This is a genomic window from Variovorax sp. YR566 (genome assembly GCF_051992195.1).
In the GTDB taxonomy this organism is placed as follows: Bacteria; Pseudomonadota; Gammaproteobacteria; order Burkholderiales; family Burkholderiaceae_C; genus Variovorax.
Window position 1 is genome coordinate 2,045,448 of record NZ_CP197092.1, and the last position, 12,474, is coordinate 2,057,921.

General features: G+C 67.7%; 13 protein-coding genes. 7 read left to right on the top strand and 6 right to left on the bottom strand.

Annotated features, from left to right (window positions below; genetic code table 11):
* Positions 1–34: 34 nt before the first annotated feature.
* On the bottom strand, positions 35–796 hold the full coding sequence (locus tag ACTG4X_RS09470; RefSeq protein ID WP_097199826.1) for an anti-sigma factor: 762 nt from the start codon (positions 794–796) through the stop codon (positions 35–37).
* Between the two features lie 28 nt (positions 797–824).
* On the bottom strand, positions 825–1,400 hold the full coding sequence (locus ACTG4X_RS09475) for an RNA polymerase sigma factor (protein WP_371127341.1): 576 nt from the start codon (positions 1,398–1,400) through the stop codon (positions 825–827).
* A 166-nt stretch (positions 1,401–1,566) separates the two neighbouring features.
* Here ACTG4X_RS09475 and ACTG4X_RS09480 point away from each other — a divergent pair, with 166 nt between their 5' ends.
* Both ACTG4X_RS09480 and ACTG4X_RS09485 read left to right on the top strand, forming a co-directional pair.
* On the top strand, positions 1,567–2,106 hold the full coding sequence (locus ACTG4X_RS09480; RefSeq protein ID WP_093049294.1) for a hypothetical protein: 540 nt from the start codon (positions 1,567–1,569) through the stop codon (positions 2,104–2,106).
* Positions 2,107–2,136: 30 nt separating this feature from the next.
* On the top strand, positions 2,137–3,447 hold the full coding sequence (locus tag ACTG4X_RS09485; protein ID WP_097199825.1) for a hypothetical protein: 1,311 nt from the start codon (positions 2,137–2,139) through the stop codon (positions 3,445–3,447).
* Between the two features lie 9 nt (positions 3,448–3,456).
* On the opposite strand, the gene ACTG4X_RS09490 is transcribed toward ACTG4X_RS09485, so the two are convergent.
* Genes ACTG4X_RS09490 through ACTG4X_RS09505 form a run of 4 tightly spaced genes read right to left on the bottom strand, consistent with a single transcriptional unit; the run spans position 3,457 to position 7,446 of the window.
* A complete protein-coding gene (locus tag ACTG4X_RS09490) occupies positions 3,457–4,281 on the bottom strand; it encodes an ABC transporter substrate-binding protein (protein ID WP_097199824.1) in 825 nt (274 codons plus the stop codon).
* 20 nt (positions 4,282–4,301) lie between these two features.
* Positions 4,302–5,672: an MmgE/PrpD family protein gene (locus ACTG4X_RS09495; RefSeq protein ID WP_097199823.1), complete on the bottom strand. Its 1,371-nt coding sequence runs from the start codon at positions 5,670–5,672 to the stop codon at positions 4,302–4,304.
* A 59-nt stretch (positions 5,673–5,731) separates the two neighbouring features.
* Complete coding sequence (locus ACTG4X_RS09500) at positions 5,732–6,706, bottom strand: Bug family tripartite tricarboxylate transporter substrate binding protein (RefSeq protein WP_097199822.1); 975 nt, start codon at positions 6,704–6,706, stop codon at positions 5,732–5,734.
* Between the two features lie 47 nt (positions 6,707–6,753).
* Positions 6,754–7,446, bottom strand: a complete 693-nt coding sequence (locus tag ACTG4X_RS09505; protein WP_093075633.1) for a GntR family transcriptional regulator — start codon at positions 7,444–7,446, stop codon at positions 6,754–6,756.
* Positions 7,447–7,583: 137 nt separating this feature from the next.
* On the opposite strand from ACTG4X_RS09505, the gene ACTG4X_RS09510 reads away from it, so the two are divergent.
* From ACTG4X_RS09510 to ACTG4X_RS09530, 5 genes are all read left to right on the top strand, one after another.
* The gene (locus ACTG4X_RS09510; RefSeq protein ID WP_093049311.1) at positions 7,584–8,774 is read left to right on the top strand and encodes a CaiB/BaiF CoA transferase family protein; all 1,191 of its coding nucleotides are present in this window, start codon (positions 7,584–7,586) and stop codon (positions 8,772–8,774) included.
* 10 nt (positions 8,775–8,784) lie between these two features.
* A complete protein-coding gene (locus tag ACTG4X_RS09515; RefSeq protein ID WP_097199821.1) occupies positions 8,785–9,594 on the top strand; it encodes an enoyl-CoA hydratase in 810 nt (269 codons plus the stop codon).
* A gap of 23 nt (positions 9,595–9,617) precedes the next feature.
* Positions 9,618–10,604 carry a zinc-binding dehydrogenase gene (locus tag ACTG4X_RS09520; RefSeq protein ID WP_440533679.1) on the top strand — a complete coding sequence of 329 codons (987 nt, stop codon included), beginning with the start codon at positions 9,618–9,620 and terminating at the stop codon, positions 10,602–10,604.
* A gap of 51 nt (positions 10,605–10,655) precedes the next feature.
* The gene (locus ACTG4X_RS09525; RefSeq protein WP_440533680.1) at positions 10,656–11,627 is read left to right on the top strand and encodes a Bug family tripartite tricarboxylate transporter substrate binding protein; all 972 of its coding nucleotides are present in this window, start codon (positions 10,656–10,658) and stop codon (positions 11,625–11,627) included.
* Between the two features lie 52 nt (positions 11,628–11,679).
* Positions 11,680–12,443, top strand: a protein-coding gene (locus tag ACTG4X_RS09530) for an IS5 family transposase (protein WP_097198224.1) whose coding sequence is annotated in 2 segments (ribosomal slippage) — positions 11,680–11,995 and positions 11,995–12,443 — 765 coding nt in all. Because the reading frame shifts where the segments join, the coding sequence is not laid out codon by codon here.
* Positions 12,444–12,474: the final 31 nt, after the last annotated feature.

The following is a 12,474-nucleotide window of genomic DNA, read 5'->3' on the forward strand; positions in this document are numbered from 1 at the left end:
CCAGTGGCCGTGACCGTTGACAGCCGGGTCTCGCCTAGATGGTTTTCTCGATGAGCGCGCCCTTGAACAGGACCGGTCCTTTCGGCCCGCTGCCCGGCGGGACGCCGCCCTTGGCTTCGAGCGTGATGGCCAGCGCAGGCACGGCATGCACGTCGGACTCCGATGCCGCGAGGCGCAGGCCCGGGGCGTTGTCGAGCACACCCAGCGATCGCGGCGCGCCGCCCGGCGGCAGGGCCCAGAGCTGCAGCGACTTGTCGTTGCCTTCATTGAAGCCGCCCACGCGCTGAAGCACCAGCTGCTTTTTCTTGGGGTCGAAAGTCACGAGCATCGAGGCTGCGTCCTTATCGTCGCTCAGCACGGCCACGTACTGCACCGCCGGGGCGTTGTGCAACTGGTCGCGCAGGTTGAGGCCGACCGCCACGGCCAGCACCGTGGCCAGCGCGCCGGCGGCGGTGGCGCCGCGCCACAGCGCGAGGCTTCGGAGCCAGCCGCCTTGGCGCGGCTCGCTGTCGGCCCTGGCATTGGCGGCATCGCGTTGCCGTTCGATGGCCAGCGCCGACTGCTCGGCGTCGATCATGTTGCGGATGCGGGTCCACACGGCCGGGTCGGGCGCGACCGAGGTTTGCAGTTCGGTCATGCCCGCGAGCCGGCCTTGCCAGACCAGCGCGGCGGCGCGCACCGGTGCCTGTTCGCGGGCCAGGGCTTCGAAGCGGCGTCGGGCGCCGCCGCGCAGCGTGCCGAGCGCATGGCTCGCGGCCAGCAGTTCGAGCAGTTCGGGGTGGGCGATGAGGTTCATTGGGAGGCTGCCTTGTTCATCGTCGCTCTCACGCAAAGCGCCCCATGCAGACGCGCAGCTTTTCCAGTCCGCGCCGGATCCACGTCTTGACCGTGCCGAGCGGCAGCTTCAGTTGCTCGGCCAGCTCGCCGTGGCTCATGTCGCGCAGGTAGGCCAGGCTGACCACCTCGCGCTGGCGGCCCTCTAGCTGGCTCAGGCACTGGTGCAGCGCCCAGGCCTGCTCGCTCGCATCGGCGGTGTCGGCCGGGTTGGGCGCGTCCGATTCGAGCTGGTCGGCCATGAGCTCGTCGAATTCCTGGGTCAGCTGGGCGCGGTCGGCGGTGCGGCGGCGAAGCAGGTCGAGCGCCCGGCTGCGCACGATCAGCCCGAGCCACGCCAGCGGCGGGCTGAGCGAGGCGCGATAGTCGCCGGCGACTCGCCAGACAGTCAGGAAGGCCTCCTGGAGCACGTCCTCGGCCCATTCGCGCTGCCGCACGACGCGCATCGCCAGGCCCATCAGCCTGGGCGAGGTGCGGTCGTAGAGCTGGCGCAGGGCGGCTTCGTCGCGATGGCCGATGCGGTCGATCAGCGCCATCAGTTCGGCGTCGGGGCTGGGAGCTGGCATCCGCGGATTGTGGGGCATCGATGCACATGCCAGATATACGGGGCGCCGGGGTGGCCGGATTCATGCTGCAGGCCCGATTTCAGGTCGAATGCAGTCTTTAGGAAACATTCGGCAACGTATACTGCCCGCAAAATTTAGAGGGACGCGCACACGCGCGAGCGGGGAAATGAAGCAAATTGCGATTGCGATCGTGCTCTGCGTGGGCGCGTGGTATTTCTTTATCGGCGGTCGCAAGCTCGACGAGCCGATGGTGCGCGACTACTACCAGAAGGAAGCGCGCGCCATTGCCGCCCGCGACGCCGACAAGCTGTGCAAGCAGCTCAGCCGCAAGGCCGTCATCGACAGCAAGACGACCATGATGGGCCGCACGGAAGAGACCTCGCACAACCGTGACGAGGCCTGCGAGGCGCAGCACAAGACCTTCGAGATCCTGCGCCGCGTCGGCGACCAGATGGGCGGCATCCTCACTCTCGACTACGACTACCACATCGATTCCGTCGAAGTGGCGCCCAACCGCAAGAGCGCCATCGTCAAGGGCACCAGCGTGCTGCAGATGGGCGAGTCGGTCATTCAGCTCAAGACCAGCTTCACGCAGCGTCTGGAGAGCGAGCTGGGCCAGATGCGCCTGGTGCATGCCGAAGAGGCCACCGTGGTGCGCCTGGGCGGCCGGGGCGCCATGAGCCAGAGCGATTTCTTCCGCAAGTAAGCGAATCCATAAAAACAGGGGGTCGTTGCCATGATCGTCGTCAAGGATGCGGCGCCGCCGCCACCGCCGTTCTGGCACCGCCTGAACAGCTTCTTCGCCTTTCCGTTCCAGATGCGGCCGCTGGCCTACGGGCTGCTGCTGTCGTTCTGCAGCCTGTTCTTCGACGCGATCTTCTTCCTGCCCGACGCGCTGGCGCTCTTCGTCATCGAGGTCGGCATCATGCTGGCGGCCAGCCGCTACGGCTTCAAGATCATTGCGCTGGGCGCGCGCGGCATCCGCGATTCAGCCGACTTCGGCCGCGAGTCCAGCGACGACTGGACCTACCTGCCGTGGAAGCTGTTCGCGATCACGATGGTGCAGGCCTTTCTCATCGGCTGGCTTGCCTGGTACGCGCCGATCCTCGGCACGGTGGGGCTGTTCGTCATGTCGTTCACGTTCCCGGCGGCGGTGATCGTGCTGGTGCAGTCGGCCAGCTTCTTCCAGGCGATGAACCCCGGCAACGTGATGGACGCGATGCGCATCATCGGCTGGCCGTATGCGCTGCTGTGCTTCTTCCTGTTCCTGCTGAGCACGGGCGCGCAGGTGGCGCTGTCGATGCTGCTGCCGATGTTCGACGGGCGCATCGCGCTGCCGGTGATCAACTTCGCCTTCATCTACTTCGGCTGGGTCATGGCGAGCCTGCTGGGCTACGTGATGTTCCAGCACCACGACGCCTTCGGCTTCGACGCTGTGCCGGGCAGCGAGCTGGGCGACAGCGCCACGGTCGACCGCCGCACGCCCGAGCAGATCGCCGCGCAGCGCATGGACGCAGAAGTGGCGCAGCTGATCACCGAGGGCGACCTTGCGGCCGCATTGGGCTCGGCCTACGAGGCCCAGCGCACGGCCGCGTCCGACGACCTCGCGGCGCAGCGCCGCTACCACCGCGTGCTGGCGCTGATGCCCGACAAGAAGGACACGATGCTCGATCAGGCGCGGCGCTTCATCCCGCTGCTGATGCGGCGCGATCTGGCCTCGGAGGCGCTCAAGGTCTTCAAGGTCTGTAAGGAAAAGGACAAGGCCTTCGCGCTCGACGATGCCGTCATGGTGATCGCGATGGCGCGCGCCGAATGGCGCAACGGCGATGCGCACGCCACGCTGGCACTGCTGTCGGGCTTCGACAAGCGCTTTCGCGGCAACGAGGCGATTCCGCAGGCCTACGAGCTGGCCGCCCGCGCGCTGGTGCAGGGGCTGGGCCGGGCCGACATGGCGCAGCCCATCCTCACCACGATGGAGTCGCGCTACCCCGACAGCGAGCAGACGCAGGAAGTGCGCTGGTTGCTGCGGCCGACTCCGGCGGCCTAGCGCGCGGTATTACGAGGCGCGGCGCGGCGCCACGGCGGCGCCCTCGATGCCGTGCCGTTTCAGCGCCTCGGCAACGAAGCCTGATGCCTTCATCTCCTCGATGAAATCGCTGAGCCACGCCTGCGCAGCGAGCCGGCCCTTCGGCACGCCCATGGCCTGCTCGATCACCATGAAGCGGTCCGGCAGCAGGCGCACGCCGCCCACTCGCGTGGCATCCGCTTCCAACTGCTGCTTCACGCCGGCGGCCACGTCGAGGTTCTGGGCCAGGAACTGGTTCGTGACCTCGGGCGAGGTCGGCGCGCGCACCAGCGTGGCGGCCTTCAGCTCGCGCGTGAGGAACAGGTCGTAGGCGCTGCCGCGGCCCACCACGACGCGGGTTCCCGTACGGTCGACATCGGCGTTGCGCTGCAGCGGCGAGCCGTTGCGAACCAGGTAGGCGCCTTCGATGATCACGTAGGGCGCGGTGTATTCCATGTCCGCCGCGCGCACCGGGTCGATGGCGACAAAGGCCATGTCGACCTGCCGTGCCTTGACCGCTTCGACCACGTTGCCGGCGGAGTTGAACTGCACCAGCTCGACGGCCAGGCCGAGGCGGCGCGCCGCCTCGCGCGCAAGGTCCACCGAGACGCCGCTCGGCACGCCGCCCGCGCCGCGGCTGGCGAGGATCGGGTTGCCGAAGTTGATGGCGGCGCGCAGCTTGCCGGTGCCGCCGAGTTCCGCCGCCGCGGCTGCTTGCGAGCCCGCCCTGGTGCCGGCGCAGCCCGTCAGCAGGAGTCCGCCCGCGGCGCAGAAGGCGCGGCGGTCGATGGCGCGGGAAAGGTCGGACGGTTTCATGCGTGCCTCCGTTCTCCGTATCAGGGCCGGGCCAGCGCCACAAGGCTGCGCACATCGGCGGCAGTGCCCAGCGGCCAGCAGGCCGCAAGAAGCTCGCTCGTGCGCTCCGCGCCCAGGATGCCGTCAGACAGTCCATGGAACTTGCGCTCCAGGTCCGCGTCGCTCATGGGGCGTTGCAGCGAGCCAATCGCGTGTTCGATGAACACGTGCTCGCGGCGGCCATCGGTCAGCACCGCGGTCACGTCGGCGCTGGCTTCGTCGATGCTGTCGTCCACCGTGGCCACCACCTTGCGACGCAGGGCGACCACGTCGGGCCGCGTCACGATGTCGTCGGCGAACTCTTCCTCGGCCGCGCGGCCGAACAGCAGGCCGGCCGCGCACCCGTGGTACACGCTGAACTTGCCTTGCAGCCCGTCGGCCGGCTCCTTCTTGCCCGTGAGTTCGAGCACCAGCGAGTGCACCTTGAGCTCGATGCGCTCGATCTGCTCCGGTGCAATGCCGCGCTCGCGCAGCTGCACGCAGGCGTCGATGCTCGGGTGGATCACGATGCCGCAGGCAAAGGGCTTGTAGCTGTTGAATGAAATCTCGAAACGCTCGCCGAGCCCGTCGGTGACTTCGTTCCATGCGTACCTGGTCGACACCACCTGCGCCCAGCCGCGCGGCGCCTCGATCGCCTTCGGGCTCGCGGTGTAGCCGTGCCGGGCCATCAGCGCGGCCATCAGGCCGGCGCGCGCCGCGCCGCCTGGATGGAAGGGCTTGGTCATGGTGCCGAACTGCTCGCGCAGGCCGACCGGCTGCGATGCGGCGATGCCGAGCGCCATCGCCGTGCGGTCCGCATCCAGGCCGAGCAGGCGCGCGCAACCCGCCGCGGCGCCGAACATGCCCGTGGTGCCGGTGATGTGCCAGCCGCGGTCGTAGTGCTCGGGGTAGACGGTGTTGCCCAGACGGCAGGCAACGTCGATGCCCAGCACCAGCGCATCGAGCACCGCGCGGCCGCTCGCACCGGTGTGCTCGGCCAGCGCCAGCAGGGCGGAGGCCACCGGGCCGGCGGGGTGGATGATGGTCTTCAGGTGCGTGTCGTCGAAATCGAAGGTGTGCGAGCTGATGCCGTTGAGCAGCGCCGCGTTCGCGATGTCGATTTTCTCCGTGCGGCCGAGCACGGTGGCCTGCGGTGCGGGTTGCAGCACCTGCACGGCGGCCAATGCGGCCTCGACGGCTTCGTGCCGCGCGGCGCCCACGGCGCAGCCCAGCCAGTTGAGGAAGGTGCGGTGCGCCTCGTGGTCCACCGCGTCGCTCCAGCCGCGCGAGGCATGGCCCGCGACGTACTCGGCAAGGATGCGGGTGATGGGAGGTGCGTTGTGGTCTGCGGCGACCTGGGTATTGCGGGCCATGTGTGTGAAAGCCTTTGGTGGATAGCTGGGAAGGGAAAAAAGGAAAACTGTGGCGGGCTTCAGGTCGTGAGCTCGATCTTGCGGTCGCGCGCGAGCTGGGTCCATCGCGCGACGTCGGCGCGGATGTAGTCGCCGAACTGCTGCGCGCTCATGGGCATGGGCTCGACGGCCTCGATCGCCAGCTTCTCGCTGAGATCGGGCGCCTTGAGCACGGTGTTGAGCGTGTCGTTGAGCAGCTTCACGACCGCGAGCGGTATGTTGGCCGGACCGACCACGCCGTACCACTGCATCGCGTCGAAGCCTTTCAAGCCCAGCTCCTCGAGCGTGGGCACGTCCTTGATCTGTGGGTGGCGCGCCTTGCCGGTCACTGCCAGCGGACGCACGCGGCCCGACTTGATGTGCGGCATTGCCGCGGCCAGGCCGGGGAACATGGCCTGCGTCTGGCCACCCATCAGGTCGTTGAAGGCTGGCGCCACGCCGCGATACGGCACGTGCGTCATCTGCAGGTCGGTCTGCTGCTTGAAGAGCTCCATCGTCAGGTGCGTCAGCGAGCCCGCACCGGCCGAGCCATAGCTGAGCTTGCCCGCGTTGGCCTTCGCGTATTCGACGAACTGCCTGAAGTCCTTGGCCGGCAGGTCGGCGTTGACCACAAGCACGTTGGGCGTGCCGCCGATCATGCCGATCGGCGTGAAGTCCTTGACGGGGTCGTAGGGCACCTGGCGCGTCGCGGGGCTGGTGCCGTGCGTGGCGACGTAGCCCTGCATCAGCGTGTAGCCGTCGGCCGGGGCGCGGGCCGTGTTCTGCGAGGCGATCACGCCGCCTCCGCCACCCTGGTTGTCGACGATGAAGGTCTGGTTGAGCAGCTTGCCCCAGCGTTCGGTGACGGTGCGGCCCACCATGTCGCTGCCGCCGCCGGCCGCGACCGGCACGATGTAGCGGATGGGCTTGTTCGGAAAGTCCTGCGCACGCGCAAGACCGTGCATCCCGAGGAATGCGGAAGTAGGAATGGCCAGTGTGAAGGCGCGGCGTTGCATGAATGTCTCCTGGTAGTTGTTCGGGCAAGAGCGGCTGCGCCGCGCGTTCAGTGGCGACGGCTCTGCAGGCGGTCGTAGGCGTCGCTCACGTGGCGCGCCATGAGGTCTTCGCAGCGGGCGATGTCGCCCTTGCGCAGCGCGCGGGCAATGCGCGTGTGCTCGGCGATCGACGCGCGCATGCCCATGTCCTGCGAGAGGTTCTTCAGGCGCGACAGGTGCAGCTTCTGCACGATCGTCCGGTAGGTCTGGGCCAGCGCGTGGTTGCCCGCCGCCTCGACGATGGCCCAGTGGAAGGCGAGGTTCTCGCGGTAGTAGCGCTGCACGTCGTGGGCGGCAAAGGCCGCGTTCATGGCGGCGATGGAGGCGTCGAGCACATCGGCCAGCGCGATGCGTTCCGGCTCGGCCAGCCGCGCCGCGCGGCGCCCGGCAAAGCCGTCGAGCAGGCCGCGCATCTCGTAGAGGTCGTGCACTTCGTCGCTGGTCGGCTCGCGCACGAAGACGCCGGCGTGCTTGCGCGCGACCACGAGTCCGGTGCTTTCTAGTTCGCGCAGGGCCTCGCGCACCGGCACCCGCGAAACGCCGAGCCGGGCGGCAACGTCGGGCTCGTTGATGCGCTGGCCGGTCTTCAATTCGCCCCGCAGGATCATCGCCAGCATGTCGTCTCGCACCAGCTTTGCGAGCGGGGTGTCGCGCACGGTCGAGAGGTGATCGGAGGCCTGTTCGGCGAGCCAGGGCAGCATGCGGAGATCCTTTGTTTGCCGAAATATCGTATACGATTTTCGCCTTTAATGTCCACTGTTTCTATAAAAGTGTTGACACTTTGGGTTGTCGATGAAAACAATCTGGCCCGTTCAAGGTCCTTGTTCATCGAGCCCGCATGCCCCATCTGCCTGCCTCTTCCGCCCTGCAACGCTTTCGCGTCATCGACCTGACCCAGGTGCGCGCCGGGCCCACGGCCTGCAGGCAGCTCGCTGACTGGGGCGCCGACGTGATCCAGGTGCAGATGCCCGAGCACATGCGCGGCGACGACACGCTTGGCGGGCAGGACGGCTCCGACTACCAGTACACCCACCGCAACAAGCGCTCGATCACGCTCAACCTGAAGGAAGAAGAGGGCGTCGCCACCCTGAAGCGCCTGATCGCCAGTGCCGACGTGGTGGTCGAGAACTTCAGGCCCGACGTGAAGTTCCGCCTGGGCATCGACTACGAAACGCTCTCGGCCGACAACCCGGGCCTGGTCTACGCCAGCATCTCGGGCTTCGGCCAGAGCGGTCCGCTTGCCAAGCGACCGGGCTTCGACCAGATCGCGCAGGGCATGGGCGGCCTGATGTCGGTGACCGGCCTGCCGGGCGACGGCCCGGTGCGCGTCGGCATCCCGATTGCCGACCTTTGCGCGGGCATCTTCGCGGCGCAGGGCATCCTCGTCGCGCTGCTGGAGCGCGAAGCATCGGGCCGCGGCCAGTGGCTGCACACCTCGCTGCTGGAGGCGATGGTCTACATGATGGATTTCCAGACCTCGCGCTACCTGATCGACGGCGAAGTCGGCACGCAGGCGGGCAACTTCCACCCGACCAGCATTCCGACCGGCGTCTACAAGGCGCGCGACGGCTATCTCAACATCGCCGTGTTCGGCTCCAAGATCTGGGAGCGCTTCTGCCAGATCCTCGGCGCGCCGGAATGGATCGAAGACCCGCGCTATCACGACAAGGCCTCGCGCTCCGTCAACCGCGACACGCTCAACGCCGAGATCAACCACCGGCTGGCCGCGCAGGACCGCAGCCACTGGATCGAGCAGTTCAATGCCGGCGGCGTGGCCTGCGGCCTCATCAGCGACATGCGCGAAGTGTTCGAGGAGCCGCAGATCCGGCACCTCGGCATGGTCAAGGACGTGGTCTCGGCGCGCCTCGGCCCGCAGCGGCTGGTCGGCCAGCCGATGCAGCTCGAACGCACGCCCAGCACCATCGCCCGCGCAGCGCCGCGGCGAGGTGAACACACGGAAGAAGTCCTCGGCGAACTGGGCCTCGGCCCGGACGAGCTTGCCCGAATGAAGGCGACCGGAGTCTATTGAAGAGAAGAGCATGATCAACCCCACCTACGCATCCAGCACTGAACGCGTGCAGACCTGGCTCGACGCCAGCACGCTGCACATCCGCTTCAACAACCCCGCGCGGCACAACGCGCTGTCGGTCGACATGTGGGAGGCTGTGCCGCAGCTGCTGCGCGTGGCGCAGGACGACGACCGTGTGCGCCTGGTCGTCTTCTCGGGCGCGGGCGAGAAGGCCTTCGTCTCGGGCGCCGACATCTCGCAGTTCGAGGACATGCGCGCGGCGCGCGAGGCCGTGGCCCGCTACGAGGCCATGGCCGACGACGCGCTGATGAGCATCCACGACTTTCCCAAGCCCACGCTCGCCTGCATCCGCGGCTACTGCATCGGCGGCGGCGTGAACGTGGCGATCAGCTGCGACATCCGCATCGCGGCGCAGGACGCGGTGTTCGCCATTCCGGCGGCGCGCCTCGGCCTGGGCTACCGCTACTCCGCGATGAAGAACCTGGTCGACCTGATCGGCCCCGGCGCGGCGAAAGACCTGTTCTTCACGGCCCGCCGCATCGATGCAGCCGAAGCCAAGGCACTGGGCCTGGTAACGCGCGTGAGCGAGCCGGATGGGCTGGAGCAACTGCTCGCCGAATACACCGGCGCGATGGCGGAGAACGCGCCGCTCACCATTGCGGCGGGCAAGGCGATCACGCGCGAGATCCTCAAGCCCTCGCCGGAACTTGACCTGGCGCTGTGCAACTCGCTGATCCGCGGCTGCTTCGAAAGCGCCGACTACACCGAAGGCCGCACCGCCTTCATGCAGAAGCGCAAGCCGGTCTTCACCGGACGCTGAGAAGAAGCAAGGAGACAAACACCATGCAGTCGTACTGGATGCAGATGAGCGACGAGGCCACGGTCCTCGAAATACGCGACACGGCCGTGCCGCAGCCGGGAGCGAACCAGCTGCTGGTGCGCATGCGGGCCGCGTCGCTCAACCGCGGCGAGTTCGTGTCGGGCCATGGCCTGCACGGCCAGGCCGGGAGCTGGAAGGCGATCGGCGGGGAGGGGGCCGGCGAGGTCGTTGCCGTGGGTGCGGAGGTCACGCGCTTTCGCGCGGGCGACCGGGTGATGGGCCGCTGCGCAGGGGCTTTTGCCGAATACGCGCTGATGGAAGACATCGAGGCGATGGCCATGCCGGCCAGCCTGTCGTGGGAAGAGGCCGCCAGCGTCGCGCTGACCTTCCTGGTGTCGTACGACATGCTCGTGCTGCAAGGCCGACTGCGCGCGGGCGACTGGGTGCTGATCAACGGCGTGTCTTCCGGCGTGGGCGTGGCTTCGCTTCAACTTGCCAAGGCGCTCGGCGCCAAGGTGATCGGCACCTCGGGCTCGGCCGACAAGCTGGCGCTGCTGCAAAGCCTGGGGCTCGATGTCGCGATCTGCACGCGCACACCTGACTTCGCGGTCGCCGTGCTGGAGGTGACGCAGGACCACGGCGCCGACATCGTCATCAACACCGTCGGCGGCACGGTGTTCGCCGAAAACATCCGCGCGATGGCCTTCGAAGGCCGGCTCGCCACCGTGGGCTATGTCGACGGCGTGGTGAAGGCCGAGCTCGACCTGGCGGCCCTGCATGCGAAGCGGCTGGCCGTGTTCGGCGTGTCCAACAAGCTGCGCAGCAAGGCGCAGCGCGCAGCGGCGCTGCCCGCCTTCGTGGCCGACGTGCTGCCGCACATTGCCGCGGGGCGGATCAAGCCGCACGTCGACCGCGTCTTCGACTTCGCCAGGCTGCAGGAAGCGAAGGACCGGATGGAAGCCGGAGGCCATGTCGGAAAGATCGTGCTGCGAATGCCGCCCGCGGGCTGATCGATCCGTCCCGAAGCGCGCGACGAAAAACACAATGAAGGAGACAAGCGCATGAACACCAGAAACCTCGTCATGACCCTCGGGCTGTGCGCCTTCGCGAGTACCGGCTGGGCGCAACCGGCGGACTACCCGAGCAAGCCGGTGCGTCTCGTGATCGGCTTCGCCCCGGGCGGCGCGGCCGACTACGTGGCCCGCGCGATGGGCGATGCCTTCGCCAGGGCGCTCGGTCAGCCGGTGGTGATCGACAACAAGCCCGGCAACGGCTCGAGCATTGCCGCGGAAATCGTGGCCAAGGCACCGCCCGACGGCTACACGCTGCTGATCGCAAGCCCGAGCAGCATCTCGGTGAACCCGGCGCTCAACCCCAGGCTGGCCTACTCGGCGCGCGACCTCGCGCCCGTTACCAAGATCACCACCTCGCCGCTGGTGCTGGCCGTCAACCCCGCGACAGGCATCCGCTCGGTGGCAGACCTTGTCGCGGCGGCGAAGAAGGACCCGGGCAAGCTCAACTACTCGACTTCTGGCAACGGCTCGGCGCCGCACCTGGGCGCGGCGCTGTTCGGCCAGATCACCGGCGCGGAGATGACGCACATTCCCTACCGGGGCGGCAGCCTGGCGATCCAGTCGGTGATGGCGGGCGACACGCAGCTGACCTTCGGCACCTCGCCCTCGGTGCTGCCCATGGCCAGCGGCGGCAAGCTGCTCGCGCTGGCCGTCAGCACGCGCGAGCGCTCGCCGCTGGTGCCCGGGCTGCCGGGCATGAAGGAGGCGGGCCTGCCCGACTACCACCTCGAGTTCTGGTACGGCATGTTCGTGCCCGCCGGCACGCCGCCGGCCGTGGTGAAGAAGGTCTACGACGCGACCGTCACCGCGATGCAGCAGCCTTCGGTCAAGGCCTCGCTGGCGCGAGACGGCACCGAGGTGTCGGTCTCCGCGTCGCCCGAGGCGTTCGGCAGCTTCCTGGCGGAGGACGGCAAGTTCTGGGTGAAGCTGGTGAAGAGCGCGAACGTCAAGGTCGACTAGGGCGTGTTAACACTAATTGAGCCAACCATGAGGGATGCAAGACACTTCATGCATGGAGATCACTCAAGCCCAGTTCGCTCAGATCGAGCACTGCCTGCCCCTTCAGCGGGGCAATGTCAGCCTGTCGAATCTGAGTGTGTTGAACGCAATCCTGTATGTCGCCGAGCACGGCTGCAAGTGGCGCGGCCTGCCCAAGCGCTTTGGCAACTGGCACACCATCTACACGCGCATGAACCGCTGGTCCAAGAGCGGCGTGCTGGACCGCGTCTTCGCAGAGCTTCAGCAAGCCCAAGTCGTGCGTATCAGAATCGAGGCCGTGTCGCTGGACAGCACCATCGTGAAGGTGCATCCCGATGGCACGGGGGCGTTAAAAAAAACGGCCCCCAGTCGATCGGAAGATCCAGAGGCGGGTGGACCACCAAGATTCATATGGTTGCCGCGGATGCTCGAACGGCCGTAACGTTCTCGCTGTCACCGGGCCAAGTGCACGATGCGCCTGCAGGGCGCGCACTGCTCAGCCGCCTGGGCGCGCCGGATCGAGCGCTACATCTGCTCATGGACCGCGCCTATGAAGGCAATGAGACCCGGCAACTCGCGCTCGATCTGGGCTTCATCCCCGTCGTGCCGCCGCTGAAGACCCGGCTCCAGCCCTGGGAGTACGACCGTGAGATGTACAAACGCCGCAACGAGGTGGAGCGACTGTTCCGGCGCCTGAAGGGCTATCGCCGCATCTTCTCTCGCTTCGAGAAACTCGACGTGATGTTCGTCGGCTTCATCAGCTTCGCGCTGATCGCCGACGGACTTCGTTTGTGTTAACAGGCCCTAGCCGCCGGCCGGGGCGAGGCTG

Coding starts and splice junctions, on each gene's coding strand:
- ACTG4X_RS09525 (WP_440533680.1), top strand. CDS start 10,656: ATGAACACCAGAAACCTCGTCATGACCCTCGGGCTGTGCGCCTTCGCG.
- ACTG4X_RS09490 (WP_097199824.1), bottom strand. CDS start 4,281: ATGAAACCGTCCGACCTTTCCCGCGCCATCGACCGCCGCGCCTTCTGC.
- ACTG4X_RS09510 (WP_093049311.1), top strand. CDS start 7,584: ATGCCCCATCTGCCTGCCTCTTCCGCCCTGCAACGCTTTCGCGTCATC.
- ACTG4X_RS09495 (WP_097199823.1), bottom strand. CDS start 5,672: ATGGCCCGCAATACCCAGGTCGCCGCAGACCACAACGCACCTCCCATC.
- ACTG4X_RS09500 (WP_097199822.1), bottom strand. CDS start 6,706: ATGCAACGCCGCGCCTTCACACTGGCCATTCCTACTTCCGCATTCCTC.
- ACTG4X_RS09475 (WP_371127341.1), bottom strand. CDS start 1,400: ATGCCAGCTCCCAGCCCCGACGCCGAACTGATGGCGCTGATCGACCGC.
- ACTG4X_RS09515 (WP_097199821.1), top strand. CDS start 8,785: ATGATCAACCCCACCTACGCATCCAGCACTGAACGCGTGCAGACCTGG.
- ACTG4X_RS09480 (WP_093049294.1), top strand. CDS start 1,567: ATGAAGCAAATTGCGATTGCGATCGTGCTCTGCGTGGGCGCGTGGTAT.
- ACTG4X_RS09520 (WP_440533679.1), top strand. CDS start 9,618: ATGCAGTCGTACTGGATGCAGATGAGCGACGAGGCCACGGTCCTCGAA.
- ACTG4X_RS09485 (WP_097199825.1), top strand. CDS start 2,137: ATGATCGTCGTCAAGGATGCGGCGCCGCCGCCACCGCCGTTCTGGCAC.
- ACTG4X_RS09505 (WP_093075633.1), bottom strand. CDS start 7,446: ATGCTGCCCTGGCTCGCCGAACAGGCCTCCGATCACCTCTCGACCGTG.
- ACTG4X_RS09470 (WP_097199826.1), bottom strand. CDS start 796: ATGAACCTCATCGCCCACCCCGAACTGCTCGAACTGCTGGCCGCGAGC.